We start from the raw sequence: 25,977 nt of genomic DNA, 5'->3' as shown, positions 1-25,977 counted from the left end.
AGAGGTAGCTGTGTACCGTCGTGTTCTTGCTGTCGTGGGCGCCGTGGCGCTCATGATCCCGGCTTCAGCGGCGTGGGCCGCGACTCCCACTCCCGACCCGTCCGCACGCTTCGAATCCGCGCCGTCGCGGGGCGAGGTGTACAGCGATGCAGAACCGTTGAGCGTCAATGCCGACGGCACGGTGAGTGTCGTCGTCGAGATGTCGGGCGATCCGGTCGCCGTCGTCGAGGCCCAGCAGGGTCGCGACCTGAGCGACGCCGAGAAGTCGTCGATCAAAGACACCCTCGCCGACGCGCAGGCACCCGTGGCCGACACGATCACGAGCGAGGGCGGGACCGTCGAGGCGACGATGCAGTCGGCCTACAACGGGATCCAGGCATCCATCCCCGCCGACAAGGTCGACGCGGTTGCCGCGCAGCCGAACGTGGTAGCCGTGCATGCGGCCGCGAATCACACGATCGAGAACGCCACCTCTGTGCCGTTCCTCGGTGTGCCGCAGGTGTGGCAGAACACCGGGTACACCGGCAAGAACGTCAAGATCGGGATCATCGACACGGGCATCGACTACACGCACGCGAACTTCGCGGGGCCCGGCACGGTCGCCGCGTTCGATGCCGCGAAGGCCACCTCCACACAGCCCGCCGACCCCGCGCTCTTCGGTCCGTCAGCGCCGCGCGTCAAGGGCGGCACCGACCTGGTCGGCGACGACTACACCGGCTCGAACACGCCCCAGCCCGACCCGAACCCGCTCGACTGCGAGGGGCACGGCAGCCACGTCGCCGGCACCGCCGCCGGCAGCGGCGTCGCGGCGGGTGGCGCGTCGTACACCGGTCCGTACGACGCCTCGACCCCGTCGCGCAGCTTCGACATCGGCCCCGGTGTCGCCCCGCAGGCCGACCTCTACGCCATCCGCGTGTTCGGCTGCACCGGATCGACGAACGTCGTCGTGCCGGCGATCGACTGGGCCGTGGCCAACGGGATGGACGTCATCAACATGTCGCTCGGCTCGGACTTCGGCCGTGGCGACACGCCCGACGCCGTCGCCGCGTCCAATGCGATCGGCGCAGGAGTGGTCGTCGTGGCCTCGTCCGGCAATGCCGGCACGAGCCCGTACATCACAGGGTCGCCGGCCTCCGGCGACGGCGTGATCTCGGTCGCCGCCATCGACAGCACGGCCAAGTTCCCCGGGGCCTCGCTCGCATTCGCCGGCAACACCGTCGACGCGATCAATGCGAACGGCGCCGACCTCACCGGCATCCCCCCGCTGACCATCGTGCGTCTGACCGGACCGAATGCGCTCGGATGCTCGGCTGCGGCCTTCACCGCGGCAGGCATCGTACCGGGGCAGAACCAGGTCGCCGTCGTCGACCGCGGCACGTGTGCGCGGGTGGCCAAGGCGATCTTCGGGCAGCAGGCCGGTGCGGCGGCCGTGATCATGGTGAACAACGTCGACAGCCTGCCGCCGTTCGAGGGCGCGATCACCTCGAACCCCGACGACGGCACGCCGTACACGGTCACGATCCCGTTCCTCGGCGTGACGAGCTCGACCGGTCCGGCGCTCACCGCCGCCGTCGGGCAGTCGCTCACGATCACTCCGAAGGAGCTCGACAACCCGAGTTTCCGCGACTACGCCGACTTCACCTCGAGCGGGCCGCGCAGCGGTGACAGCGCGATCTCTCCGGATGTCGCTGCCCCCGGTGTCTCGATCCGCTCGACCGCCGTCGGAACGGGGTCCGGTAGCGAGGTGCTCTCGGGCACGTCGATGGCCGCGCCCCACGTCGCCGGCGTCGCCGCGCTGACCGTGCAGGCGCACCCCGGCTGGAAGGCCTCGCAGATCTCGGCCGCCGTCGTCTCGACGGCCGACCCTGAGGGCGTCGCCGCGGTCAATCCGACTCGAGGCGGTCTGGGGCTGGTCGACGCCGCGCAGGCGGTGTCCACGCAGGTGACGGCGACCGGTGACGCGTTCCGCACCGACAGCGGGTGGCTGCGCGAGTCTGCGCTGAGCTTCGGCTTCCAGGAGTCGGCGCTGGGCTTCGCGGGGGTGAAGACGATCACGGTGGAGAACAAGAGCAATCACTCGGTGACCTACAGCGTCTCGTCGGCGCCGTCGCCGCAGTCCGCGCAGGCGAAGGTGTTCCTGAGCCGCAGCTCGATCACCGTGCCCGCCGGCCGGAAAGGCACGATCATCGTCGCCCTCGGCGCCGCCGCGAGCACCATCGGGACGTCGATGAGCACGACCGATCAGTTCGCGTTCTACGAGTTCTCGGGCGATGTCGTACTGTCGTCGGCTGATTCGACTCTCCGCGTGCCGTATCTGCTCGTGCCTCGTTCCACCAGCCGCGTCTCGGCCTCGAGCACGGGGGCGTGGTTCAAGCCGAACGCCACCGTCAAGGACCAGACGAAGAAGGTCACTCTGCGCAACCCCCTCGGGGCGCTCGCCGGCACGGCCGACTTCTACACGTGGGGTCTGAGTGACGACAGGGATGTCCCCAAGACACTGACCGACTCGGGCTACGATCTGCGAGCCGCCGGGGTGCAGTCCTTCGATGTCCCGGGTGACAAGCTGCTCGCCTTCGCGGTGAACACGCACAAACGCTGGTCGAACGCGGCAGCCAATGAGTTCGACGTGAACCTCGACACGAACGGCGATGGCACGACCGACTGGACGGTGTTCGCCGCCGACAGCGGCCAGGTCCGCACCCAGACGGCCGACGGGGTGAGCGAAGTGTTCCTCTTCGATCACGCCACGGGCGACACGTTCGCGGCGGGTTACCTGGCCACCGCACCGACGGACAGCAGCACGATCATCCTGCCGGTGAACGCGAGTGACCTGGGCCTGACCGCGGCCGCCGGCACGTTCAGCTACTCCGTCGAGAGCTTCGGTGTGGTCGATGGTGGATCGGACAGCATGCCCGGATCCGCCGTCTACAACCCGTGGTCGCCGGCACTGTCCAACGGACAGTTCGTGGAGGTCCCGCGCAACGGCTCGGTGAACGTCGACGTCGCGGTCAATGGTGCGGCCTTCGCCGCTCAGAAGCCGCTCGGCGTCATGAGCGTCGTGCTCGACAACGCGTCCGGCTCGGGGGAGGCCATCCTGATCAAGGCGAAGTGAGTCGCTGACCCGAGTTCCGAGTGGCGTCCCCTCGTTCGGGGGCGCCACTCGGCGCGAGGGAAAAGTCTCGAAGGACGCGGCATCTCCGTCTAGAGTATGTGGATGCTGATATATCCAACCGGCCCAGATTTGTCGTTCGCTCGGACCGTGCATCGCGGACTGGTGCATAAGTCGGCGGTGGGCGAAGTGTTCGTCACCGACAGTGCACGAGTGGCAGAAGACTCGTATGTCGTGGCTGCGCAGTGGCCCCGGAAGCACTGGTACTTCGGGGAGCCCGCCGTGTCGTTGAATCCGTTGCTGGTCGCCGAGACTCTTCGCCAAGCGTGCCTGGTCATCGTGACCGGTCACCTGGGGGTGCCCACGGACGCACGTGTGAGGGTCGACGACGTCGCGGTCTTCCTGGACTGTGCGCTGTTGCCGTGCCTCTTGCCTGCAGAGGTGACGATGAAGATCGACGCGAACGTGACCCCTTCCGCCGACGGGCCGATCCGATCAATCGCTGCGCGAGCCGCCTTCGTGTATGAGGGCGAGCAGTTCGCCACCGCCACAGGAAGGTCGACGATGGCGCCCGCGGTTCTCAGCAACAGTCTCCGGAAGCCGAGGGACGCCGATGGCGACGACGCAGTGATCGACGTGCGCCCGGAGTGGCCGCAGGTGGAGGTCGACCACGAGCACGCGGTGTACTGCGACCACCAGACCGACCACATTCCCGCCATGCTGCTCATCGACGCCGCCCTCAGCAGCGTGCGAGGAAAACTCACCGAGTCTGCCGGTGTCGTCGGTTTCGAGGCCACCTTCGACGGGATCGTCGAGTGGGAACCCTCCGCCGTCATGCGGCTCTCGTTCGATGAAGAGGACCCGAGGGGCGTGTCCGTGGACGTGATCCAAGGCGGGCGACGCCGGGCCGAGATCGTCGTCCTCGCCGCGTCGGAGGCGAGCTCGTGACGCCGTCCGACGGGAGGGCGCAGTGATGAAGCAAGAGCGCTCCCAGGTGACACGAGACCGGCTCATCGAAGCGGCGGGGGAGGTCTTCGCACGAGCAGGCTTCGAATCCGCCAGGCTGGCGGACATCGCACAGCTGGCGGGCGTCACGACCGGCGCTCTGTACTTCAACTTCGACGGCAAGGAGGCGCTCGCGGCGAACCTCATCCAGCGCCAGAGCGACATCGCCACCACCATCTCGAAAGAGGCTCTCGAGCGACCCGGCGAAGCGCTCGAGTCCATGGTCCAGCTCAGCCTCGACTGGGCGCGCCTGATCGGGTCCGACCCGGTGGCCGCCGGCGTCCGCCTCATCCTCGAACGCCCGGATCTGCTGCCGGATATCTCGACCCCCTACGCGCACTGGTTCTCCGTTGCGGAGCAATTCCTCCGAAGAGCCGACGCGAACGGGGAACTCGCCCGGCACATCGATCCCGACGAGGTGGCATTCATCTTCACCGCGGCCTTCGTGGGAGTCGACATCCTCAGCGGCGCAGTCCAAGCCCGGGAACGACTCATCGCCCGCGTCCAGCTGATGTGGGACGTGCTGCTCTACGGCATCGCAGACACGAGAAAGGCCCCCGGAGCAGCGCGGATTCTGAGAGGCACGGGGGCCACGATCTGATTCGGGCCTGCGGACGCCTGCAGGGGTGTCGGCTTCTGTATGACTTCCCGTTCGCGACACCCGGTAATACTTGCTGAATGGATACCGTCGGGATCGTCGCCTGGTCGGTCGCGTTCGTCCTGGTGACGGTCACCGTTACCGGGCTCGTCGGAAGGGTCGGCTTCAGCGCGCCTGTCGCCCTGGTCGTGGTGGGCGGGATCGCATCGTTCATCCCGGGCGTTCCCGGAGTGCACGTCGAGCCCGACGTCATCCTCTACGCGATCCTTCCGCCCCTGCTGTTCGCCACGGCGATCCGAACATCCTTGATCGACATCCGGGCGCGGCGCGACAGCATCCTGCTGCTCTCGGTGGGACTGGTCGCGTTCACCGTGGTGACCGTCGGGCTCACCACCTGGGTGCTCGTGCCCTCGCTCACCGTGGCGGCCGCCTTCGCCTTCGCGGCCGTGGTCGCCCCGACCGACGCCGTCGCGGTGTCGGCGATCGCGGGGAGGGTCGGCCTGCCTCGCCGGGTCGTCACGATCCTCGAGGGCGAGAGCCTGCTCAACGACGCCACCGCGCTGGTCGCGCTGAACGCGGCGATCGCGGCGATCGTCAGCGTGGTCGACCCGATCAGGATCCCCATCGACTTCCTCATCGCGGTCGTCGTCGGTGTCGGGGTCGGTCTCGGCGCCGGATGGCTCATCTCGCTCGTGCGCCAGCACTTGCGCGCACCCGTCCTCGATACGAGCCTCGTGCTGATCGTGCCGTGGGCGGTGTTCCTCGTCGCCCAGGTCCTGCACGGGTCAGGCGTCATCGCGGTGGTCATCGTCGGTATCTACATGGCATATCGCGCTCCCTCGGTGGCATCCGCCGAGTCGCGCGTCACGGTGAGGCTCAATTGGCGCACGATCCAGTTCCTGCTCGAGAACGCCGTGTTCCTGTTCATCGGCCTGAACCTCTCCGGAATCCTGGGGGGAGCGATGAACGCCGGCCCGGGGCTGTGGCCGACGGTCCTCATCGTCGCGGGCATCCTCCTGGCGCTCGTGGCTTCGCGATTCGCGTGGGTGATGGCCACCACGGTGATCTACCGGCACGGCCCCCGGCGACTTCGCGAACGCAGCTGGAGCTACGGCAACGGGGTGGCCGTGGCGTCCGCGAGCGTGCGCGGAGTCGTCACTCTGGCCGCCGTCTTCCTCCTGCCCGAGAGCACCCCGGAGCGCGCCTTCCTGCAGTTTCTCGCGTTCATCGTCGTGGTCGCGAGCCTCATCGGGGGGCTCGCGCTGCCCACGATCATCCGTGCCCTCAAGCTGCCACCGCCTAATCGGCAGCAGGAGCGTGTCGAGCTCAAGCTCCTTCTCGCCGAGGCCCGTCGCGCGGGAATCACCCGGCTCGACGAGGCGGTCACCCCCGCGGACGAGCCACGAGTGATCGAGCTGCTGCGTGCGGATGCGGCGTTCCTCGGCGACACCATCGACGGATACGAGCCCGAGGCCGCCTGGCCGCAGATCGAGTCGCAGATCCGATTGCGGCGGATCATGCTCAGCGCCCAGCGCGAGGCCGTGCTGACCGCGCGCAAAGAGGGGCGCTACCAGGAGCCGGCGATCGTCAGCGCGCTCAAGGCGATCGATGCCGAGGAGACATCGCTCAGCGCTCACGAGCCCGAGGAGACCGGCTGAGCCCTCGTGCGCCCGAGAGCCTCAGCGCTCGCAGAGGACGGGCGTGTCGTCGGCGCCGAAGCGGTAGTCGTAGGTCTTGCCGTCGACAGACATGATCACCTGCATGCCGTCGATGAGCGCCTGCGTGTAGCTCTGCCCCGGCTGCGGGCAGCCCAGTGCACCGTTCTGCCACGTGGTCGCGGTCGCCGAGACGATCTCGGGCGCCGACCCGCTGACGCCTCGCGTGGCCAGGTCGGCGATGATCGCGTTCCACTTGGCCGTCGGAAGCTCTGCGGGCGTGCCCGTGGCGGTGGGGATCGGTCCGGGGGTGGTGGTCTGGAAGGGCGGACGGGTGCTTGCGGATTCGACGGGATCGGCCACGGTTCCTCCTGAGCACCCAGTGAGCGACAGGAGCAGGACGACGCCGGTGAGCGCGATGGCGGTGCGGTTCATGTCTGCTCCTCTGATCGACCACACGATAGTCCGCGGACCTGCGCATTGCCCGAAGAATGCTCCCGTCGATATCGGACCGATCTCGATCGGGCGCCAGAGGGGTGGGCGGTGACGGGGGCGTCCGGCCGCTCCACTAGCGTTGTCGCATGACGACGGCGACACGGCGAGGGCTCCTCGCCGTCGTCGTCACCATCGTCCTCCTCGGCCTGGGCGCAGGCATCGGAGTCGTCGTCGGCGATGCGCTCGGCATCCGCTCGGAGCCCGCCGCCCAGATGGACTCCGCGCCGCCCGTCGTGCCCGCCGTCGCGCCCGCGATCCCCCCGCCGGTGTTCACCGCGGTGGATGTGCCGCAGACAGAGCGCGTGGGCGTGGCGATGCAGGAGCTGATGGATGCTGTGGCCGCCGCCTCCGCGCGTTCCGGTGAGGCCACGCTCACCGTGGTGGCCGGGGGCGGGGACGACGCGGACGACACCTACCGGCTCACGGGGACGCCCGCCGCGCTGCGCGTGGAGGCGGAGAGTCAGACGGGAGCGGTCCGCGGCATCTACGATCTTGCCGCGGGGATCCGCGGCGGGCATTCCGTCGCCGAGCACCTCGGCGAACAGGTCACCTCGCGCCTGCCGTTCCGGATGGTGGATCTGGGCGCCGTGGGCGTCACGCCCGATCCGGCGCAGTGGACTCCGGGCACCGACTATTCGCACGCGTCGAAGGCGTTCGCCGACGTGCTTCTCCCCGACGCTCCGTACATCGATCAGACCGCGCTCGCCGCGGCCTACGACGATTTCGACGTGTTCCTGCGCCATTCCCTCGCGAACGGCTACAACGCCGTGGCCTTCCCCGGCCTCGTGGAGTACCTGACCTTCGCGGACGTGCCCGACGGGCCCGTCTACGGCGAGGGCGACGATCACGCGGCCAAGGCGCTCGCCCTGCGCGACGCGTTCGGGCCCTTCTGGGCGCACGCGGCCGACCTGGGTATGAAGGTGTACCTCCGCACCGACATGCTCACGCTCACGACGCCGTTGCAGCAGTACCTCGAGCGGCGCTTCGGATCGCTCGACACCGAGAACCCCGAGCTCTGGGACGTCTACGCCGCGGGTCTCGACGAGCTCTACGCGGCCGAACCTGCGCTCTCGGGCGTACTCATCCGCATCGGCGAGGCCGGCCGGGTCTACGACGTCCCCGGCTGGGACTACTACTCCGCGCTGGCGGTGACGAGCGTCGACGCCGTGCGGACGATGCTGCAGACCCTCACTGCGCAGGCCGAGGCATCCCGGAAAGAAGTGATCTTCCGCAGCTGGAGCGTGGGGGTCGGCGCGGTCGGCGACATGCACACCAACCCGGTGTCGTACGAGGCGGTGCTCGCGGGGATCGATTCGCCGGCACTCATCGTCTCGACGAAGTACACCCTCGGCGACTTCTACAGCTGGGTGCCGCTGAACGACACGCTCGAACAGGGGTCGCAGCGGCGCATCATCGAGTTCCAGGCGCGCCGCGAGTTCGAGGCGTTCGGGTCTTTCCCCAACGACCTCGGCCCGCAGTACCAGTGGGCGATCCAGAAGCTGCTGGCGGCGAATCCGAGAATCGAGGGCATCTGGAACTGGACGCAGGACGGGGGCCCCTGGCGCGCCGGACCCATGTCGCTGTACCTGAAGTCGGGATTCTGGCAGCTGTACGAACTCGACACGCAGTTGGCGGCATCCCTCGCCCGTGATCCCGGGGCCGATGTCGGCGAGATCACGGTCGACTGGGCACGCCGATGGTTCTCGGACGATCCGGCCACCGTGACGGCGATCGCCGAGGCGATGGCGCTGTCGCGGAGCGCGGTCGAACAGGGGCTCTACATCCAGCCGTACGCGGAGCAGAAGGTGGCCGCGATCGGCCTCGAGCCGCCGCCGATGATGTGGATCTTCGAGTGGGACATCCTCACCGGCGACTCGGCGGCACTCGACGTCATCTACGCGATCGCCCGCGATGCGACCGGGGGCGACGTCGACACGGCGATCGCCGGGGGCCGGCAGGCCGTGACCGATGCCGAGCAGATGCGCGCGCTGATCGGGTCGACCGATCCGGCGACCTGGCATGACACCTCGATCCGTGACGCCTTCACCGGGACGATGGACTACCAGGTGGATGTGCTGCGGATGCTGTCGGCGTACCGGGCGATGGTGCTGCACCAGGCGCAATGGCACGACACCCTTTCGGCCGACGCCTATGCGGCGTGGTCTGCCGACCGCGACGCGTTCGAGGCGCTCGCCGCAGCTCACGTCGATCGGTACGGAGGGGACGTCTTCTTCCCGTCGTGGAACCTCGCCGCGGCAGAGCTCGGCGTGCAGCGCGCCGACCGCGACCTCGCGATGGCGTGGATGGCGCGCGCGCTCCTGCTGCTCGCGCTGGCGTGGGTCGTGATCGGCATGCTCGCCGCGCGCACCCGGCTCGTCGGGCGCCCGGGAGCGGCCGCCGCGCGGGCGACGTGGATCGCGTCGTTCCGCCCGTGGCGGGCGCGGGAGTCGACGCTCGGGATGCTGCCGCTGGACCGCTGGCTGCTCCTCGCCGTCCCTGGGCTGCTCCTGGTCGCCACGCGGGGCGTGCAGACGTCGTTCCTCGCCCCGGTGCAACTCGTCCTCACGCTCGGGGCGTGGTTCGTGTTCGTCGCGGTGGTGCGGCTGCTCCTCGGTCGGCGTTCACCGTGGCCGGTGATCACCGCGGTGGGCGGTGTGATGGTGCTGCGGTGCATCGTGACGCTCTCGGCGCTGTCGTTCACCGGGCCCGGCGGGTACTGGTTCGCATTCTGGACCGACCCCGTGCGCCGCACGCTCTACATCTCGATCGCGTTCGCCCTGTTCGTCTGGGTCTTCGTCGCGGCGGGGTGGGCGCTCGCGAGCCAGCTCGGCGCGCGACGCGCGTCCGGGGTGGTCATCGCCGCGGTCGGCGCAGGGCTGGCGGTTCCGTCGGCAGTCGTCGCTGCGATCGGTCTCGAATCCGCGCTGACCGCCTGGAACGACCAGCTCGGACTCCTCCCATGGGGGCTCGCGCGCATCCTCGGGATCACGGTCTACCTCGGCATCCCCGCCGACACCGCGCTGTGGGCTGCCGTGTTCGGTGCGGTGCTGCTCGTGATCGGCGTCCTTCTCGCGGTGCCCTGGCGTTCGCGCGCGGGCGGGGCTGCGGCATCCGTCCGCTGAACCGACCTCGTCAGCGAGGGATCGGCACGATGTCTTTGCCGAGCGGCATGAGCGAGATCGGCACGAGCTTGAAGTCGGCGATGCCCAGGGGGATGCCGATGATCGTGAGGCACAGGAGCGCGCCGGAGACGATGTGCGCGAGCGCCAGCCACCATCCGGCGAGGATCACCCACACGACATTGCCCAGGAACGACCCCACTCCGGCCGTGGGCTTCGCCACGATCGTGTAGCCGAACGGCCACAGCGCGTAGATCCCGATCCGGAACGACGCGATGCCCCACGGGATCGTCAGGATCAGGATGCACAGCACCACCCCGACGACCATGTAGCCGACGAACAGCCAGAACCCCGCCAGGATCAGCCAGATGATGTTGAGCACGGTGCGCATGCACTCATCCAACCAGTCGGCGGCCGACGTGCGCGCTCACTCGTCCCGAACCCGCCGCTGTGCGCGCGGCAGCACGGCGGACAGCCCGGCGACGAGCACGATCACGCCCACGCCGAGGACAGCGACCGCGATCCCGGTGGTAGGGGTGAGCGCCAGCATCCACTCGCCGACAGCGGCGCGGCGGGCAGCGTCCGGGAGGATCCAGAGGCCCGTCGCCGCGACAGCGGCGAAGAAGGTCCCCCAGACGATCGCGGCCCACCGCGTGCGAGGCGGCGCGATCGAATCGACGGGCACGGGGGATGCGTGGGGCTCGGTCATGGTGTCACCTCAGGGTTTGCGGAAGGGGTCGGGAGAGAGGTCGGGGTGGGATTCGGTGTGGCCCTCAGTCCGGGGCCGGTCATGGTGCCGGCGGGCGACCCGTCGGCCACGAGGATGATCGTGAGCGTGCCCTGTGTCTGGTCGAGCTCGATCGGCTGCGTCGTCAGGACGGGGACGTCGGCGAGCGCGTACTCGCCGGAAACGTCACCGGGCGGGACGACCTCGCTCGTGACCTCGTCGCTGGTCGCGCTCATCCGCTGCAGCCTGACCTCGGTGGTGCCGAACGTGCCGCGGAGGTCGACCGCGGCACCAGGTCTCACCTGGATGTACGTGTCGCCATCCTTCTTGGTCACGACGATCGGGGTCGGATCGGCCCGCGTCTGCTGCACGTCGATGAAGAGGTAGCCCGAGCGCTGAACGACCGGGCCCGTCTCGGCAGCGTTGGTGACGTACATGTTGTAGCTGGCGATCTCGGCGAGCACGGGCGGCGCGAACGCTGCCACGGTCGCCCCCGTCAGCACGAGTGCCGTGACGAAGGCGAGGAAGCCGCTCCGCCGGCGCACCGCGCCCGCGAGAATCATCGAGAGAGCGAGCACGAGGGCAGCCCCGAAGAGCCCCATCGCTCCCGCGAACATCGGGGTCGCTGACGCACTCGCGAGGGCGATCACCGCGCCGACCACCAGAGAGGCGCCCAGGGCGGCGGCGACGAACCCGGCGCTCGCGCGAGGCCGCGACATCCGCTCGACGCGTCGTCGTTCGTTCGCCTCGGCGGCGAAGGCCGCTCCGACTGCCGCACGCTCGATGCGGGCCTGCTCGCGTGCTGCGCGGTCGGCGTCCTGCTGCTGGCGTCGCCAGGCGTCGTTATGGGCTCGCCACGCGTCGTGCTGTGCGCGCCAGGCGGCGATCTCGGTGTCGGGCGCGCCGGGCGCGGGAGCGAGGGGTTCGGGCGCGGGGGCACGTGTCGCGTCGGCGTACGTGTCGTCGTATGCATCGCGGGCATGCTCGCCCGCCGGAGCGCGGAAGATCGGCGGCGGGGAAGGGAAGGCCGCGGGGGCTCCGTTCCCGGCGGAGCCCCCGGCGGCGCCCGAGGAAGACGCGCCAGCGGAAGCCGTGCGCGGCACCGTCTCAGAGTCCTCGGGAGTTCGGGTACGGGCCGAGGCCCGGGCGATCAGAATGATGACCGCGACGGCGAGCGCGAGGCCGATCTCCGTCAGAACCAACCCCACAGGCGACGAGCCGCCCCAGAGCCAGGACGGCACGAGCTGCGCACCGATCCACGGCACGGCGGGCACGAAGCTCACGATGAGCATGATCCCGATCCCGACCATCGCCGGATCGAATCGGCTCTTCAACAGCTCCTGAAGGTGGATACGGCCGCTCGAATCGGGAAGGAGCGCCCACGCGGTCGCATAGAGGAACAGCATCGGAAACCCGAGCACAGCGGTCACGGCGACGATTCCCCGCACGATCACGGGGTCGATCCGGAGCCGCGCGGCGATGCCGGCGCACACGCCCCCCAGCCAGCCGTCCGCACGCACCACGCCGAACCCGGTCACCCAGGCGAAGAAGCGGTCGGACACCGTCGGCACGCTGGTCGGAGCGGAACCGGCCGGGGGAGGAGGGGGCGGAGTCGTCGGCGGCGCGCTGGTCGGATCGGTCATGAGTCGATCGTGGCAACCCGGCCGGTCCGCGGCCATGGGGTGAATCCCTGACTCGACCCTGATTCTCGAACCCGTGGCGGGACGCGCGCGTGAGGGTGTGGTGGGATGGCGGCATGTCGTCGTCGCCCGCTGCGCTCGCGCGCCCGCCGCTCCGGCGCCCGCGTGAGTGCGTCGTGTCGGGTACCGCCGCGGCCGTCGCGGCACATCTGGGCTGGACCGTCGCCGGCGTCCGCGTCGTCTTCGTGCTTCTGAGTCTCGTCTCGGGCGCCGGCATCCTCCTGTATGCGTGGCTCTGGGCGTTCACGCCGTGGGCGGATGCTGTGGATGCCGGCGCCGTACCCGGGGCGCAGCCCTCGCGCCGTGCGCCGGTCGCCTGGATCCTCCTGTCGTCGTCGGTCGTGGGTGTGTTCGCGGCGATGGTCGTCACCGCCGTCTCGCTCTCGAACGGTGCGTACTACGCCGCGACGTCGTCCTGGTGGAGCGTGATCGTGCTGACCACGGTGCTGGCGAGCGCGGCCGGGCTGTGGGCGACATTCATCGACAGGCCGGATCCCGCACGTGGTCCGCGGCACGCGCTCGCGGTGCGCATCGCGGCGACGGTGGTGCTCGGCATCCTGCTCGTCGTCCAGGTCTCGTCGCTGCAGCGCGGCGGTGTGGTGTCGTTCGTGGGCGCGCTGGTCCTGATCGGCGGCATCGCGCTCATCCATTCTTCGACGTTCATCGATCGGTGGCGCGAGTTGTCGGGAGAGCGCGTGCGCCGCATCCGCGAGGAGCAGCGCAGCGCGATGGCCGCGCACCTCCACGACTCGGTGCTGCAGACCCTCGCGCTGATCCAGAACCGTTCGGGCGCATCCAGCGAGGTCGCCCGGCTCGCCCGCGCTCAGGAACGCGAGCTGCGGGCGTGGCTGTACGACGGCGACGCCCCCGCCGACAGCGATCTGCCGACCGACCTCCGCGACTACGCGGCCGCGCTCGAGCTCGACTACCCGGTCCACATCGACGTCGTCGCGACGGGTGCCTCGGGCGAGCGGGCGAGCGGCGAGGTGGCAGCCGCGGCGCGCGAGGCGATGCTCAACGCCGCCCGGCACGCGGGCGGCGAGGTGTCGGTGTACATCGAGGGAACCGCCGATGCGGTCGACGTCTTCGTCCGGGACCGCGGGCCCGGGTTCGACCTCGACGTCGTTCCCGACGACCGGCTGGGCGTGCGCGAGTCGATCGTCGGGCGCATGCGGCGCATCGGAGGCGCCGCGACCGTCCGGCCCGGGGCGGGCGGGACGGGAGTCGAAGTGCACCTGAGCTACGGGGGCGCCTCGTGAGCAGCATCCGCGTCGTGATCGTCGACGACCACTCGATCTTCCGCTCCGGTCTCCGCGCCGATCTCGACGCGGGCATCGACGTGGTGGGCGAGGCCGCCGACGTCGCCGCGGCGATCGAGGTGATCGCGCGCGAGCAGCCCGACGTCGTGCTGCTGGATGTGCATCTGCCCGGCAGGCCGGACGCGGGCGTCGAAGCGACCGGTGGCGAGTCGGTGATCGTTCAGGCCGCGCCGCACGCGCCCGCGACCCGCTTCCTCGCTCTGAGCGTGTCGGATGCCGCAGAAGACGTCGTGCGCGTGATCCGCGCCGGCGCTCGCGGGTACATCACGAAGGGCTCGTCGGGCACCGAGGTCAGCCGGGCTGTCGTGGCGGTCGCGGGGGGTGATGCGGTGTTCTCGCCGCGGCTCGCGGGGTTCGTGCTCGACGCCTTCGGAGCGGTCGTCGGCGAGACCGCCACGACGAGCGAAGAGCTCGACCGGCTCTCGGTCCGCGAGCAGGAGGTCATGCGGCTCATCGCCCGCGGCTACGCCTACAAAGAAGTCGCCGCCGAACTCTTCATCTCGGCCAAGACGGTCGAGACCCACGTGTCGGCGGTGCTGCGCAAGCTGCAGCTCTCATCGCGCTACGAGCTGACCGCGTGGGCGACCGAGCGCCGACTGCTGTAGACCGGGTGCTCGCCGGGGACTCTCGCGCTGTCGGAGCATATCGACATACTGACCCGTATGCTTGAGCATATGAGGACCACGGTCATTCTTCCCGACGAGCTGTACCGACAGGTCAAAGAGCGCGCGCGCGCCGAAGATCGGACGGTGACCTCGTTCCTCGAGGATGCGCTGCGGAGAGAGCTCGCGCGGCGTGAGCTCCCCGCACGGCCGCGCTACGTGGTCAAGTCCACAGGGAGCGGCGGAGTGATGCCCGGGGTGGACCTCACAAACAATGCCGCGTTGCTCGATCTTCTAGAAGAGGACCTCCCGATCGACAAGCGCCGCTGACCGTGTTGATGCCCGATCTCAACGTGCTCGTCGGAGCGTTCCGCCGAGACACGAACAACCACGAGTTCCTCAAAGATTGGCTCGAACGCGCCGTCGCTTCAGACGACGCACTGGGGCTCACGCCTGCGGTTGTGACGGGAACAGTACGGCTTGTGACACATCGACGGGTGTTCGCGCACCCCGATGATGTCGAAACGGCATTGCAGCACGTGGCGAGCCTTCTCGAACAGCCTGGCGTCTCGATGGTCTGCCCCGGCCCCCGGCACTGGCAGATCTTCTCCCGCCTGTGCCGCGAGGCGGACGCGCGCGGCAACCTCGTCAGCGACGCCGCGCACGCGGCGATCGCGATCGAGCACGGTGCGACGTGGGTCACTCTCGATCGCGACTTCGCACGGTTCCCCGGATTGCGGTGGGAAGTGCCGGGAGTGTCGCGATGACGGATGCCGGCACCCTGTGTCTGAGACCGCGCCTAAACTGAACGGGCCATGACCGACGCATCCATCCCGCTCATCGTCGGCGGCGACATCGGCCCGCAGGGCGACGCGGGCTCCGACCGGGCCCGCCCCGACGCCGACCTTCTCGAGGGCCTCAACCCTCCGCAGCGCGAAGCCGTCATCTACCGCGGCCCCGCGCTGCTCATCGTCGCCGGAGCGGGCTCGGGCAAGACGAGCGTGCTGACGCGCCGCATCGCGTCGCTGTTGCGCAGTCGCGAGGCGTGGCCCAGCCAGATCCTCGCGATCACGTTCACGAACAAGGCCGCGGGCGAGATGCGCGAGCGCGTCGCCCAGCTCGTCGGCGACCGCGCGCAGGGCATGTGGATCTCGACGTTCCACTCGGCGTGCGTGCGCATCCTCCGCCGCGAGGCCGAGGCGTTCGGCTTCACGAAGTCGTTCACGATCTACGATTCGGGCGACACGAGGGCGCTGCTCAAGCGCCTCGTGAAAGAGCATGAGGCCGATGCCTTCGGGCTGACGCCGGGCTCGGTGATGAGCAAGATCTCCAAACTCAAGAACGAGCTGGCGGACGCCGAGTCGTACGCCCGCTCGGCGAACATGTCCGATCCGGCCGAGCGTGTGTTCGTCGAGGTCTTCGGCGAATACCAGCGGGCCCTGCAGCGCGCGAATGCGTTCGACTTCGACGACCTGATCGGGCAGACCGTCTTCCTGTTCCGGGCGTTTCCGAAGATCGCCGACACGTATCGCCGGCGATTCCGGCACATCCTCGTCGACGAATATCAAGACACCAATCACGCGCAGTACGCCCTGATCAACGAGCTCACGCGGCCGGTCGGTTCCGACGCGCAGCCGTTCGACGGCGGCGGCGGGATGATGATCTTCGAGGCGACCCCCGAGCCCGGCTCCGATACGGATGCGGCATCCCTCACGGTCGTCGGCGACTCCGACCAGTCGATCTACGCGTTCCGCGGCGCCGACATCCGCAACATCACCGAGTTCGAACGCGACTACCCCGGCGCCAAAGTCGTGCTGCTCGAGCAGAACTACCGCTCGACCCAGAACATCCTGACCGCTGCGAATTCGGTCATCGGCAACAACTTCGACCGCAAAGACAAGAAGCTCTGGACCGATGTCGGCGCGGGCGAGAAGATCGTCGGCTTCACCGGCTACTCGCAGCACGACGAGGCCCAGTTCGTGGCCGACGAGATCGAGGCGCTGCACCGTACGGACATCGACTACTCGCAGATGGCCGTCTTCTACCGCACGAACTCTCAGTCGCGCGCGCTGGAAGAGATCTTCATCCGCTCCGCGATCCCGTACAAGATCATGGGCGGCACGAAGTTCTACGAGCGCGCCGAGATCAAAGACGCGATGGCGTACCTCGTCGCGATCGCGAACCCGGCCGACGAGATGGCCGTGCGCCGCATCCTGAACAAGCCGCGCCGCGGCATCGGCGACGTGACCGAGACGGCGATCGCCCGGTACGCCGCCGACCAGCAGATCACGTTCCGCGACGCGCTCGCCAACGCATCCGCGCTCGGCGTCGGGCCGAAGATCCAGGCCGCCATCGCACAGCTCGACGCGGTGCTCGCCGAGGCGGCCGAGATCATGCTGCCCTCGTCGGGCGAGCTCGCACCCCCCACCGCGGTCGCGGAGGGGCTCACGCTGCTGCTGCAGAAGAGCGGCTACATGTCGGCCCTGCGCCAGAGCAAAGACCCGCAAGACGAAGCGCGTCTCGAGAACCTCGACGAGCTCGTCGCCGTCACGCGCGAGTTCGCGCGCAACAACCCGGATGGCACGGTGATCGACTTCCTCACGGAGGTCGCGCTGGTGTCGGATGCCGACGACCTGGAGGACGCGTCCGGCTCGGTTTCGCTCATGACCCTCCACACGGCGAAGGGCCTCGAGTACGACGCGGTGTTCGTCACCGGCGTCGAGGAAGACCTCATCCCGCACCGGATCTCGGCCGGCGAGCCCGGTGGCCCCCAAGAGGAACGACGGCTCTTCTACGTCGGCATCACCCGGGCGCGCAAGCGGCTCTACATGTCGCTTGCGATGACGCGCGCCCAGTTCGGCGAGGTCACGGTGGCGATGCCGAGCCGGTTCCTGCAAGAGATCCCGGCTGACCTGATCGACTGGCGCCAGTCGCCGGGCGATGTGAACTCCCGCGGCGGCATCCAATCGCGGGCGCTGAACGCGAGGCGGCCCGGTGGCTCGGGCGGCGGATTCGGCGGCGCACCCGCTCGCCGGTTCGGCGACGACCTGGTGCCGAAGTCGACCGCGCTCGACCGCTTCCCCAACCGCATCCCCGCCCGGGTGCGCGACAACGGCGACATGATTCTCGGGCCGGGTGACCGCATCCGTCATGAAGACTTCGGCGAGGGCCGCGTGGACGCCGTGACGGGCGAGGGGGCGAAGCGGGTCGCGCACGTGCGGTTCGACAAGGTGGGGGCCAAGAAGCTGCTCATCAAGATCGCGCCGATCGAAAAGATCTGAGCTCCGCCGGGCGGTCGCGTGCGCCCGGGCTCCCCGCCGACCCGCGGGTTAGGCTGGCCCGATGGCCATGTTCTCGCGCCGTAAGAAGAACGATGTCGTCCGATCGGATGCTGCGGCATCTGCGCCCGATCCTTCGGCCCCAGATCCTTCCGCGTTCGATCGGGCAGCGGCGTCCGTTCCGTCCGCTCCGGCCGAGGCCGAGTCGACACCGACGCCGCCCGCCGAACAGGAGGCGCGTGCCGCACCGACGGTGGGTATCTCGGTCGGGACGTTCCAGGGGATCGGTGCGGCGACGATTCTGCGCGACGATCACGCCGACGCTGCGCCGCCGCCTGTTCGCCCGCCCGCGCCCGCCGAGGCGCCCGCGGCCACCGAGACGGTCCCAGGGCTTCGCGACAACGTCCTGCTGCGCGAGTCGGTCGCGACGCTGCCCGAGAACCCACGGCCGGTCGACCTACTGAATGTCGCCCGGCAGGTCCTCCAGGGAAACGTCTTCCTCCGCGTCAAGGGCGACGCGCGGTCACTGCTGTCGGCGGGGCGCGAACTGCCGTTCGCCGTCGCGGGCCAGGGCGACACCCAATTCGTGCTGGCCTACAGCAGTGGCGCGGCCATGCAGGACAGCCTGCGCGCAGATGGAGACACCGGCACGTCGGCGATGGGTCAGTCGTCTCTGTCGGTGATCAAGCTCGTTCTCGGCGGCCCCTACGCCGGCCTCATCATCGACCCTTCATCCACGCCGGCGCCGGTCATCCTTCCCCGTGAGCTGTTGCAGCACGCGGTCGACGACGGCGATGAGAACGCCGCGATCAAGACGCTGCTCGCGGGGCGGCGCACCGACGCGACGGCGCACGAGGTCGTGAATGCGATGATGGGCGCGCCCCTTTGGATCGCGGCCAACCGCGCGGCCGTTGACCAGCCGATGGGCATCGCCGAGTCGCGAACGCCGGACGGGGACAGATTCCTCGAGGTGTTCTCGCACCCGCTCGAAGTGCTCGCCCTCGGTCGCGGCGACACTCCGGTGGCGGTCAGGGCCGCGCAGCTGGGTGCTGCGCTCGCCGCCGATGAGGGGATCACCGGGCTGCTGTTCAATCCGGGCGGCCCGTGGCTGCGCGTGGTGCGCAGCGATCTGATGCCTGTCATCGCCCTCGCGCCCTGATGCTCCGGAGCCGCCGGACCTGCCCCTCCGGCCCGACCACCGCGCACAACGCAGGATCGATATCGGAATGAGCGCGCGACACGCCGTGATCTGAGTCTGCGTGAGCGGAACGGTCCTGCATTGTGCACCGCGCGGAGGAGGCAGGGGAATGCGCGGGGACAGAAATGACAGGGTAACTGTACAGTTTAACTGTGCAAATGCTACGCTGGTTGAATGATCGATTCCATCGACACCGATGACACGGCCGCCGCCCTCAGGACGGCCACCGCGCGCCTCAATCGCCGACTCCGCGCCGAAGCAGGGCAGTCGGAGTACACCTCGGCGCAGGTGAATGTCATCCGTCACCTGATGGAACAGGGTCCCGCCACGCCGTCCGAGCTTGCACGAGCCGAAGGCGTCAGGCAGCAGTCGATGAGCGCAACCGTCGCCGCGCTCGAGGCACAGGGCATCGTCGCGCGTCGGCCCGACCCGGACGACAAGCGCGCGTCACGCGTGTTCATGACGCCGGCCGGTGAGCGGGCGATCCTCGAAGGTCGCACGGCCAAGCAGGGCTGGCTCATCCGCACGATGACCGACCGCCTCACCGCGGACGAGCGGCGGATCCTGCGAGAAGCAGCCGCCCTCATCGAGCGGATGCTTGCGCCGTGACCGCTCCCGCCCGGTACCGGCCCGAAGGAGAACGATGACCATCACCACGATCGTCCCCCGCACGGCGAGGGCTGCCCACGAGCACGGCCACCACGTGACGATCGCCGTGGATGCGGTGGCCGACTTCGACCCGGAGGCTCACGCGAACTCGATCCAGCACATCGTTCCCGCGATCGGCGAGACCGGCACGACCGGCGAGATCGTCCGGATGCTCGAATCGCCCGAACGGTGACCCGCAACGCGGCCCCGACAAAGCGTCCCGAGCCCCCGTTCGGGCCTCGCTTCGTCGTCCCCCTTCTGTGGGGCACGTCACTCAACCCCATCAACTCGTCGATCATCGCGACGTCGCTGGTCGCGGTCGGCACGGCATTCGGCGTGAGTGCGGGTCAGACCGCCCTCCTCGTGGCCGCCGTCTACGTCTCCAGTGCCGTCGCCCAGCCCGCAATGGGGAGGCTGGGTGCGCACTTCGGGGCGCGACGGGTGTTCTTGTGCGGGCTCGGCGTGCTGTTCGTCGCCGGGCTGATCGGCACGTTCGCCCCGACGTTCGCGTGGCTCGTGGTCTCGCGGGCCCTGATCGGCATCGGCACCGCGGCGGGGTACCCCACCGCCATGTCGATGATCAGACGGCGGGCGGATGCCGCGGGCACCGGCATCCCCGGTGGGGTGCTCGGCGGAATCTCCATCTCTGCGCAGGTCACGGCAGCGCTCGGGCTGCCCATCGGTGGTGCGCTGGTCGGAATCTGGGGCTGGCCGGCTGCTTTCGCGGTGAACGTCCCGCTCGCGGCGATCGGCGTCGCGATGACGCTGGCATGGATACCGGCCGATGGTCCGATAGTCCGTTCGTCGACGCGCGAGTTGCTCCGCGCTTTGGACGTCGTCGGTATCGCGCTGTTCGCTGCTGCGGTGGTGTCGCTGATCGCCCTGCTCTCCGACATCCGTCATCCGGTGTGGTGGTTCGGGGTCGTCCTCGTCGCAGCGACCGCCGCTCTCGTGTGGTGGGAGCTTCGCTCCTCCGAGCCCTTCATCGACGTGCGGACGCTCGGCTCCAACGGTTCACTGGGCCGCACATACCTCCGCCAGATGCTCGCGCTGACAGCGAGTTATACCGTGCTCTACGGTTACGTGCAGTGGCTCGAGCAGGGCAGGGGGCTGACCGCGACGGGGAGCGGACTCATCCTGCTTCCGATGTCGATCGTTGCGGCGGCCGGGGCCGCCGTCATCTCACGGCGGGCGTTGGTGAAAGGCCCGCTGATCATCAGCGGGGTGGCCATCATCGCGGGCGGGGCAGCGCTCCTGTTCGTCGATGCGGGCACCAGCCTCGTCGCCCTCGTCGGCCTTAGCCTGTTGTTCGGTGTCGCTCTCGGGATGACCTCGACGAGCAATCAGGCGGCGCTCTACGTGCAGACCACGGCCGACCAGATCGGCGTGGCCTCGGGACTCCTCCGCACATCGAGCTACCTGGGTGCGATCTTCGCCTCCGCAGTGATCGGTCTCGCGTTCCCCGCGAGCGCGACCGATGACGGACTGCACGTGGCGGCCGTCACGATCGTCGGGGTCGGGGCCGTGCTCCTCCTCCTCATCCTCCTCGACCGCCGTCTCCCCGGTCGCGGTCGCTGAGCCGCTCGCGAGTCTCTGGTGCACAACGCAGGATCGACTATGGGTCTGAGGGGCGACACGCCGCGGGTTCGAGGCATCGGGCTCGATCGGTCCTGCGTTGTGCGCCGCGGGGAGGGGAGACGGATAAGGCGGGGGTGTCGCCGCGTCGTCCCTCACCCGTAGGGTCGGACCATGGCGAGCGAGTTCACGATGCTGACCGTGCCGGGGCCGTCCGGCGAACGCGAGGTGCGGCTGTCGAGCCCCAATCGGGTGATCTGGCCCGAGCCGGGAATCACCAAGCGCGAACTGGCCGAGTACCTCATCGCCGTCTCGGGCCCCTTCCTCGCGGCCAACGGCAATCGCCCCGTTTCGCTCGAACGGTTCCCCGACGCTGTCGGGGGCGACAGCTTCTTCTCCAAGAACCCGCCCAAAGGCGCGCCAGACTACGTCGAGGCCGTGACCGTCACGTACAACAGCGGGCGACGGCATCCGCAACTCGTCCTCACCGAGCCGGCCGCCGTCGTCTGGGCTGCCCAGATGAACACGATCGTCTTCCACCCGTGGGCATCTCTCGCCGATGCCACCGACAATCCCGTCGAACTGAGGATCGACCTCGACCCGCAGCCGGGAACCGACTTCTCGGATGCCGCGGCCGTCGCCCCCGCCCTGCGCGAGGTCCTTTCCGAGGCCGGCCTCGCGGCGTTCCTCAAGACCAGCGGCAATCGCGGCATCCACGTGTTCTGTCCGATCGAGCCGACGCACGAGTTCCTCGAGGTGCGGCACGCGGTGATCGCGGCGGCCCGCGAACTCGAGCGCCGGATGCCCGAGAAGGTCACGACGAACTGGTGGAAGGAAGAGCGCGGTCAGCGCATCTTCGTCGACTTCAACCAGGCCAATCGCGACCGCACGATGGCCGGCGCCTACAGCCCCCGCGCCCTGCCGGCCGCGACGGTCGCGACGCCGATCACGTGGGACGAGCTCGCCGGCGTCGACCCGACCGCGTTCACGATCCGCACGGTGCCGCAGCGGCTCGCCGATATCGGCGACCCGTGGGCCGACCTGCAGGCCGAGCCCGGCCGCATCGATGTGCTCCTCGAGTGGTGGGAGCGCGACCTGTCGAACGGGTTGGGCGAACTGCCGTTCCCGCCCGACTTCCCCAAGATGCCCGGTGAGCCGCCGCGGGTGCAGCCGAGCCGGATCAATCCCGACAACTGGGCCTGACCGCCCGGGTCAGTCGAGGACCGCCCCGACGTCGTACGCCGAGACCGACTCGAGCTGCTCGTACGTGCACGAACGCGGATCCCTGTCGGGGCGCCAGCGATCGAACTGCACGGTGTGCCGGAACCGCCATCCCTCGAGCTGGTCGTAGCGCACTTCGAGCACCCGCTCGGGGCGCAGCTTGACGAACGACGAGTCGCGATCGGCCGCCGAGAACCGCGACTTCTCACCCTCTCCGGTGAGCGCTTCGCCCGAGGCATCCGTCTGCACGAGCGGAGCGAGTTCGTCGACGAGCTCGAGTCGCCGCTTGTCGGTCCAGGCCGAGACGGCGCCGACGTTGTGCAGCCTGCCCTCGGCGTTGTACAGCCCGACGAGGAGCGAACCGACGCCCGCGCCGCTCTTGTGCACGCGGTACCCGAGCGCGACCACATCAGCGGTGCGGGCGTGCTTGATCTTGAACATCGTGCGCTTGTTCGGAGCGTACGGCTGGGCGAGGGGTTTGGCGACCACGCCGTCCAGGCCCGCGCCCTCGAACTCGGCGAGCCACCGCTTCGCGACGGCTGGATCGTCGGTCGTACGGGTCACGTGGATCGGATGCGGGAGCCCCCCGAGCAGGTCGACCAGCTGCGCGCGCCGCTCGGCGAACGGCTCGGACTGCAGGTCGCGGTCGCCACGGGCGAGCAGGTCGAAGGCGATGAACATCGCCGGCGTCGTTTCGGCGAGCATCTGCACACGAGACGCAGCGGGGTGGATGCGCTGGGTCAGTGACTCCCAGTCGAGGCGCTGTGCACCGGGCTCACCCCGAGGCACGACGACCTCCCCGTCGATCAGGCACGTCTCGGGGAGCAGCCGAGAGAAGGCTTCGACGAGCTCGGGGAAGTACCGGGTCAGCGGCTTGGCGCCACGGCTGCCGATCTCGAGGTCGGTGCCATCCCACGAGACGAGGCCGCGGAATCCATCCCACTTGGGCTCGAAGCTCAGTCCTCCGGGAGTCTTCGCCGGATCGGGGATGTCGGGCACGGACTTCGCCAGCATCGGCGCGGGGATCTCGTACTTCATGCGTCCATCCTGGCCCGGCGCCCGGACATCCGGGAGGATCGATGGGCCTGAGAGGGGCGGGAGCAGCCCCATGGGCCCACTTCTGCCCCTGGCATCCTTCGGGATGTCCGGGCCGGCCGCCGCGACGGGCCACGGCTACCCTTCGATCGGATGCTTCGGTCGCGCCCACCGGGCGGGTCGGTCCGGGCCGTCCCACACCTGGATGACGCCCCACGCCGCGGCGGTGATCGGTACGGCCAGCACAGCTCCGACGATGCCGCCCAATACGGTCCCGATCGTCAGGGCGACGAGGATGACGAACGCGTGCAGCTTCATCGACCGCCCCATGAGGAACGGCTGCAGGAAGTTGCCCTCGAGCTGGTTGACGAGGACGACGACACCGACGACGAACAGCGCGTTCACCCACCCGTTGGCGACGAGGGCGACCAGCGCCGCAAGGATGCCGGCGAGGGTTGCCCCGACGATCGGGATGAAGGCGAGAAGGAACACCAGCACGGCGAGCGGGATCGCGAGCGGCACCTGCAGGATGAGCAGGCCGATCAGGATGCCGATGGCATCCACGAGCGCGACTCCCGCGGTACCCCGCAGATACGATCCGAACACGGTCACCGTCTTGTCGCCGATGCGACGTGCGCGCACGTAGTGGTCGCCGTGGAACGGCCGAAGCAGGAACTCCCACATCTGCGGCCCGTCCTTGAGGAAGAAGAACAGCACCGTCACCAGGAGTACGCACCCGGTCACGAAGTTGGCAACGGCCCCGACGCCGGCCAAGGCTCCCGAGCCGAACTGCGAGCTCGTGAGGAAGCCGGTCACCTGTTGGCCCCACTCATCGAGTTGAGCCTGGTCGGGCGCGAAGGGAAGGGTCTGCACCCAGGTGATCAGCTGCGTGAATCCGTCCCTCGCCTGGGCGTACAGGTCGTTCCACTGATTCTCGACGGCCCACACGATCAGCCAGCCGACGCCGCCGAGCAGCACGACGATACCGAGCAGCGTGAGCACCGTTGCCAGGAGCGAGGGCACCCCGCGGCGGCGCATCCAGCGCATGACGGGCGCGAACGCGCACGCGATGATGAGCGCGAGCACAAGGGGGATCGTCACCACGGTGAGCGACTGGATGCCGAAGATCACGCCGCCCGCCACGATGAGGACGACGATCACCTGCACCGCGCGGATCGCGAGCCGGCCGAAGCCGTCGGCCCACAGGCTCCACGGCGGACGTGTGGCCGCCAGTTCGACGCTCGATTCCTCGAGGGTCACGCGTCGCCGATCGTCCGTCCCGAAGAGTCTCATCCCTCGAGGGTAGGGGCTGGATTCGGGATGCTCGGATCCCTTGTCGCGCGCGACTCCTGCCGCTAGGGCTCGGCCCTGATCAGGCGAACGCGCTCATCCCCGTGATGTCGCGGCCGATGAGGAGCGCCTGCACGCTCTCGGTGCCCTCATACGTGTGGATGGCCTCGATGTCGGCCATGTGCTGCATCACGCCGTACTCGAGCAGGATGCCGTTGCCGCCGAGCAGGTCGCGGGCGACGGTCGCGATGCGGCGCGCGGCGCGCGTGTTGTGGTACTTCGCGAGGGACGCCTGGGTCGGGCGGAGGGATCCGGCGGTCTCGAGGTCGGCCATGTGCCGGCAGTACAGCTGCATCGCGGTGAGCTCCTCGAGCATCTGCGCGAGCCGTTCCTGCACCATCTGGAACTTCGCGAGGGGCTTGCCGAACTGCACGCGCTGCTGCGAGTACTGCAGGGCCGCCTCGTAGCAGGCCGTCGCGTGGCCGAGCGCCGACCACGCGACGCCCGAGCGCGTGGAGTACAGCACGACCGACGCGTCCTTGAAGGAGGTCGCCCCCGGGAGCACCGCGGACGCGGGGAGGCGTACGTCGGTCAGCGTGATGAGCGCCTGATGGATCGCGCGCAGCGACGCCTTGCCGAGGATCGGACGGCCGTCGTAGCCCGGAGTCTCCTGCGGGACGAGGAAGCAGCGCACGGCGCCGTCGTCGTCGGCGCCGGGGGAGTCGACCCGCGCCCACACGAACGTCACGCCGCCGGACGCGCCGTTGCCGATCCACTTCTTCGCTCCGTCGAGCACCCATGAGCCGTCGGCCTCGCGGCGCGCGCGCGTCTCGAGAGAGACCGAGTCCGAGCCGTGGTCGGGCTCGGTCAGCGCGAACGACCCGAGCACCTCACCCCGAGCGATCGGCACGAGGTACCGCGCCTTCTGCTCGTCGCTGCCGAACAGCGCGAGGGTGCGGAGCGCGAGGCCGCCCTGGACGGCGAGGATCGTGCCCATCGACCCGTCGCCGCGCGAGATCTCCATGTTCACCAGGCCCGCGGCCAGCGGTGACAGCGACGTCAGGCCTTCGTGCTGGATGCCGTCGGTGAACAGATCGAGTTCGCCCATCCGGCGGGCGAACGCGAGGTTGTACTCGCCGCGATCCCACCAGTCCGCGATCTCGGGCTGGATCTCGGTCGAGAAGGTCCGTGCCCGGTCCCACGCGGCGCGATCATCGGGCGAGAGGTCGGCGAAGACGGCGTAGTAGTCGGTGTCGAGCGGCTGCGCGAGATCGTACGACTCGATCTGCTGGCCGGGCCGGGGGTGGAAATCTGACACGGCCGTGCTCCTGACGATGTGGGGTGGAGCATCCATCCTACTGGAACTGAATGCCGCGCCAAGGAGGACTGAGTCTCACCGCGAT

The 25,977-nt window shown here is 69.3% G+C and carries 22 protein-coding genes; 15 read left to right on the top strand and 7 right to left on the bottom strand.

The window, feature by feature from the left end:
- The first annotated feature begins 10 nt into the window (after positions 1-10).
- From F6B43_RS07375 to F6B43_RS07360, 4 genes are all read left to right on the top strand, one after another.
- Positions 11-3,112 carry a S8 family peptidase gene (locus tag F6B43_RS07375; protein ID WP_246159831.1) on the top strand — a complete coding sequence of 1,034 codons (3,102 nt, stop codon included), beginning with the start codon at positions 11-13 and terminating at the stop codon, positions 3,110-3,112.
- Positions 3,113-3,214: 102 nt separating this feature from the next.
- Positions 3,215-4,057: an AfsA-related hotdog domain-containing protein gene (locus F6B43_RS07370; protein ID WP_170285586.1), complete on the top strand. Its 843-nt coding sequence runs from the start codon at positions 3,215-3,217 to the stop codon at positions 4,055-4,057.
- 25 nt (positions 4,058-4,082) lie between these two features.
- Entirely contained in the window at positions 4,083-4,715 is a 633-nt protein-coding gene (locus F6B43_RS07365) for a ScbR family autoregulator-binding transcription factor (RefSeq protein ID WP_150448156.1), read from the top strand.
- Between the two features lie 77 nt (positions 4,716-4,792).
- Entirely contained in the window at positions 4,793-6,370 is a 1,578-nt protein-coding gene (locus tag F6B43_RS07360; RefSeq protein ID WP_150448155.1) for a cation:proton antiporter, read from the top strand.
- A 21-nt stretch (positions 6,371-6,391) separates the two neighbouring features.
- Here the strand turns inward: F6B43_RS07360 and F6B43_RS07355 are convergent, their stop codons facing one another.
- Positions 6,392-6,802 carry a hypothetical protein gene (locus tag F6B43_RS07355; protein WP_150448154.1) on the bottom strand — a complete coding sequence of 137 codons (411 nt, stop codon included), beginning with the start codon at positions 6,800-6,802 and terminating at the stop codon, positions 6,392-6,394.
- A gap of 146 nt (positions 6,803-6,948) precedes the next feature.
- Between F6B43_RS07355 and F6B43_RS07350 the strand changes: the two genes are divergently transcribed.
- Positions 6,949-9,984 carry a hypothetical protein gene (locus tag F6B43_RS07350; protein ID WP_150448153.1) on the top strand — a complete coding sequence of 1,012 codons (3,036 nt, stop codon included), beginning with the start codon at positions 6,949-6,951 and terminating at the stop codon, positions 9,982-9,984.
- Between the two features lie 10 nt (positions 9,985-9,994).
- On the opposite strand, the gene F6B43_RS07345 is transcribed toward F6B43_RS07350, so the two are convergent.
- Genes F6B43_RS07345 through F6B43_RS07335 form a run of 3 tightly spaced genes read right to left on the bottom strand, consistent with a single transcriptional unit; the run spans position 9,995 to position 12,351 of the window.
- On the bottom strand, positions 9,995-10,372 hold the full coding sequence (locus F6B43_RS07345) for a YccF domain-containing protein (RefSeq protein ID WP_150448152.1): 378 nt from the start codon (positions 10,370-10,372) through the stop codon (positions 9,995-9,997).
- 36 nt (positions 10,373-10,408) lie between these two features.
- Positions 10,409-10,690, bottom strand: coding sequence for a hypothetical protein (locus F6B43_RS07340; protein WP_150448151.1), 282 nt, complete (start codon positions 10,688-10,690; stop codon positions 10,409-10,411).
- Positions 10,687-12,351: a PspC domain-containing protein gene (locus tag F6B43_RS07335; RefSeq protein ID WP_170285585.1), complete on the bottom strand. Its 1,665-nt coding sequence runs from the start codon at positions 12,349-12,351 to the stop codon at positions 10,687-10,689. Before F6B43_RS07335 ends, F6B43_RS07340 begins: the two co-directional genes overlap by 4 nt.
- Before the next feature lie 113 nt (positions 12,352-12,464).
- On the opposite strand from F6B43_RS07335, the gene F6B43_RS07330 reads away from it, so the two are divergent.
- The 10 genes from F6B43_RS07330 to ligD all read left to right on the top strand — a co-directional run bounded on the left by F6B43_RS07330 (position 12,465) and on the right by ligD (position 22,231).
- Complete coding sequence (locus F6B43_RS07330; protein WP_150448149.1) at positions 12,465-13,667, top strand: ATP-binding protein; 1,203 nt, start codon at positions 12,465-12,467, stop codon at positions 13,665-13,667.
- The gene (locus F6B43_RS07325; protein WP_150448148.1) at positions 13,664-14,332 is read left to right on the top strand and encodes a LuxR C-terminal-related transcriptional regulator; all 669 of its coding nucleotides are present in this window, start codon (positions 13,664-13,666) and stop codon (positions 14,330-14,332) included. The genes F6B43_RS07330 and F6B43_RS07325 overlap by 4 nt, the downstream gene beginning before the upstream one ends.
- Before the next feature lie 69 nt (positions 14,333-14,401).
- On the top strand, positions 14,402-14,659 hold the full coding sequence (locus F6B43_RS07320) for a ribbon-helix-helix protein, CopG family (RefSeq protein ID WP_150448147.1): 258 nt from the start codon (positions 14,402-14,404) through the stop codon (positions 14,657-14,659).
- Between the two features lie 8 nt (positions 14,660-14,667).
- Positions 14,668-15,096: a TA system VapC family ribonuclease toxin gene (locus F6B43_RS07315; RefSeq protein WP_246159830.1), complete on the top strand. Its 429-nt coding sequence runs from the start codon at positions 14,668-14,670 to the stop codon at positions 15,094-15,096.
- 48 nt (positions 15,097-15,144) lie between these two features.
- Positions 15,145-17,610, top strand: a complete 2,466-nt coding sequence (locus F6B43_RS07310; protein ID WP_150448145.1) for an ATP-dependent helicase — start codon at positions 15,145-15,147, stop codon at positions 17,608-17,610.
- Positions 17,611-17,671: 61 nt separating this feature from the next.
- Entirely contained in the window at positions 17,672-18,766 is a 1,095-nt protein-coding gene (locus tag F6B43_RS07305) for an SseB family protein (protein WP_150448144.1), read from the top strand.
- 213 nt (positions 18,767-18,979) lie between these two features.
- Positions 18,980-19,414, top strand: coding sequence for a MarR family winged helix-turn-helix transcriptional regulator (locus tag F6B43_RS07300; RefSeq protein WP_150448143.1), 435 nt, complete (start codon positions 18,980-18,982; stop codon positions 19,412-19,414).
- A gap of 34 nt (positions 19,415-19,448) precedes the next feature.
- Positions 19,449-19,646 (top strand): isochorismatase family protein, encoded by a 198-nt coding sequence (locus F6B43_RS07295; protein ID WP_150448142.1) that lies wholly within the window; start codon positions 19,449-19,451, stop codon positions 19,644-19,646.
- Complete coding sequence (locus tag F6B43_RS07290) at positions 19,643-21,031, top strand: MFS transporter (protein WP_150448141.1); 1,389 nt, start codon at positions 19,643-19,645, stop codon at positions 21,029-21,031. Before F6B43_RS07295 ends, F6B43_RS07290 begins: the two co-directional genes overlap by 4 nt.
- A gap of 171 nt (positions 21,032-21,202) precedes the next feature.
- Positions 21,203-22,231 (top strand): non-homologous end-joining DNA ligase, encoded by a 1,029-nt coding sequence (ligD, locus tag F6B43_RS07285; protein WP_150448140.1) that lies wholly within the window; start codon positions 21,203-21,205, stop codon positions 22,229-22,231.
- A gap of 9 nt (positions 22,232-22,240) precedes the next feature.
- Here ligD and F6B43_RS07280 read toward each other — a convergent pair whose 3' ends face one another.
- The 3 genes from F6B43_RS07280 to F6B43_RS07270 all read right to left on the bottom strand — a co-directional run bounded on the left by F6B43_RS07280 (position 22,241) and on the right by F6B43_RS07270 (position 25,892).
- The gene (locus F6B43_RS07280; RefSeq protein WP_150448139.1) at positions 22,241-23,287 is read right to left on the bottom strand and encodes an ATP-dependent DNA ligase; all 1,047 of its coding nucleotides are present in this window, start codon (positions 23,285-23,287) and stop codon (positions 22,241-22,243) included.
- A gap of 135 nt (positions 23,288-23,422) precedes the next feature.
- On the bottom strand, positions 23,423-24,577 hold the full coding sequence (locus F6B43_RS07275) for an AI-2E family transporter (protein ID WP_150448138.1): 1,155 nt from the start codon (positions 24,575-24,577) through the stop codon (positions 23,423-23,425).
- 79 nt (positions 24,578-24,656) lie between these two features.
- On the bottom strand, positions 24,657-25,892 hold the full coding sequence (locus F6B43_RS07270; RefSeq protein ID WP_246159829.1) for an acyl-CoA dehydrogenase family protein: 1,236 nt from the start codon (positions 25,890-25,892) through the stop codon (positions 24,657-24,659).
- Between the last annotated feature and the right edge of the window lie 85 nt (positions 25,893-25,977).

This window comes from Microbacterium rhizomatis (genome assembly GCF_008710745.1).
GTDB lineage: Bacteria > Actinomycetota > Actinomycetes > Actinomycetales > Microbacteriaceae > Microbacterium > Microbacterium rhizomatis.
Note: the sequence above shows the minus strand (reverse complement) of the source record. Positions and strands in the feature narration are given on the sequence as shown.

Excerpts from the sequence above, each read along its gene's own strand:
- F6B43_RS07360 (WP_150448155.1), top strand. The coding sequence starts at position 4,793 with ATGGATACCGTCGGGATCGTCGCCTGGTCGGTCGCGTTCGTCCTGGTG.
- ligD (WP_150448140.1), top strand. The coding sequence starts at position 21,203 with ATGGCGAGCGAGTTCACGATGCTGACCGTGCCGGGGCCGTCCGGCGAA.
- F6B43_RS07340 (WP_150448151.1), bottom strand. The coding sequence starts at position 10,690 with ATGACCGAGCCCCACGCATCCCCCGTGCCCGTCGATTCGATCGCGCCG.
- F6B43_RS07335 (WP_170285585.1), bottom strand. The coding sequence starts at position 12,351 with ATGACCGATCCGACCAGCGCGCCGCCGACGACTCCGCCCCCTCCTCCC.
- F6B43_RS07365 (WP_150448156.1), top strand. The coding sequence starts at position 4,083 with ATGAAGCAAGAGCGCTCCCAGGTGACACGAGACCGGCTCATCGAAGCG.
- F6B43_RS07305 (WP_150448144.1), top strand. The coding sequence starts at position 17,672 with ATGGCCATGTTCTCGCGCCGTAAGAAGAACGATGTCGTCCGATCGGAT.
- F6B43_RS07315 (WP_246159830.1), top strand. The coding sequence starts at position 14,668 with ATGCCCGATCTCAACGTGCTCGTCGGAGCGTTCCGCCGAGACACGAAC.
- F6B43_RS07350 (WP_150448153.1), top strand. The coding sequence starts at position 6,949 with ATGACGACGGCGACACGGCGAGGGCTCCTCGCCGTCGTCGTCACCATC.
- F6B43_RS07320 (WP_150448147.1), top strand. The coding sequence starts at position 14,402 with ATGAGGACCACGGTCATTCTTCCCGACGAGCTGTACCGACAGGTCAAA.
- F6B43_RS07355 (WP_150448154.1), bottom strand. The coding sequence starts at position 6,802 with ATGAACCGCACCGCCATCGCGCTCACCGGCGTCGTCCTGCTCCTGTCG.
- F6B43_RS07275 (WP_150448138.1), bottom strand. The coding sequence starts at position 24,577 with ATGAGACTCTTCGGGACGGACGATCGGCGACGCGTGACCCTCGAGGAA.
- F6B43_RS07370 (WP_170285586.1), top strand. The coding sequence starts at position 3,215 with ATGCTGATATATCCAACCGGCCCAGATTTGTCGTTCGCTCGGACCGTG.
- F6B43_RS07330 (WP_150448149.1), top strand. The coding sequence starts at position 12,465 with ATGTCGTCGTCGCCCGCTGCGCTCGCGCGCCCGCCGCTCCGGCGCCCG.
- F6B43_RS07300 (WP_150448143.1), top strand. The coding sequence starts at position 18,980 with ATGATCGATTCCATCGACACCGATGACACGGCCGCCGCCCTCAGGACG.
- F6B43_RS07280 (WP_150448139.1), bottom strand. The coding sequence starts at position 23,287 with ATGAAGTACGAGATCCCCGCGCCGATGCTGGCGAAGTCCGTGCCCGAC.
- F6B43_RS07345 (WP_150448152.1), bottom strand. The coding sequence starts at position 10,372 with ATGCGCACCGTGCTCAACATCATCTGGCTGATCCTGGCGGGGTTCTGG.
- F6B43_RS07310 (WP_150448145.1), top strand. The coding sequence starts at position 15,145 with ATGACCGACGCATCCATCCCGCTCATCGTCGGCGGCGACATCGGCCCG.
- F6B43_RS07295 (WP_150448142.1), top strand. The coding sequence starts at position 19,449 with ATGACCATCACCACGATCGTCCCCCGCACGGCGAGGGCTGCCCACGAG.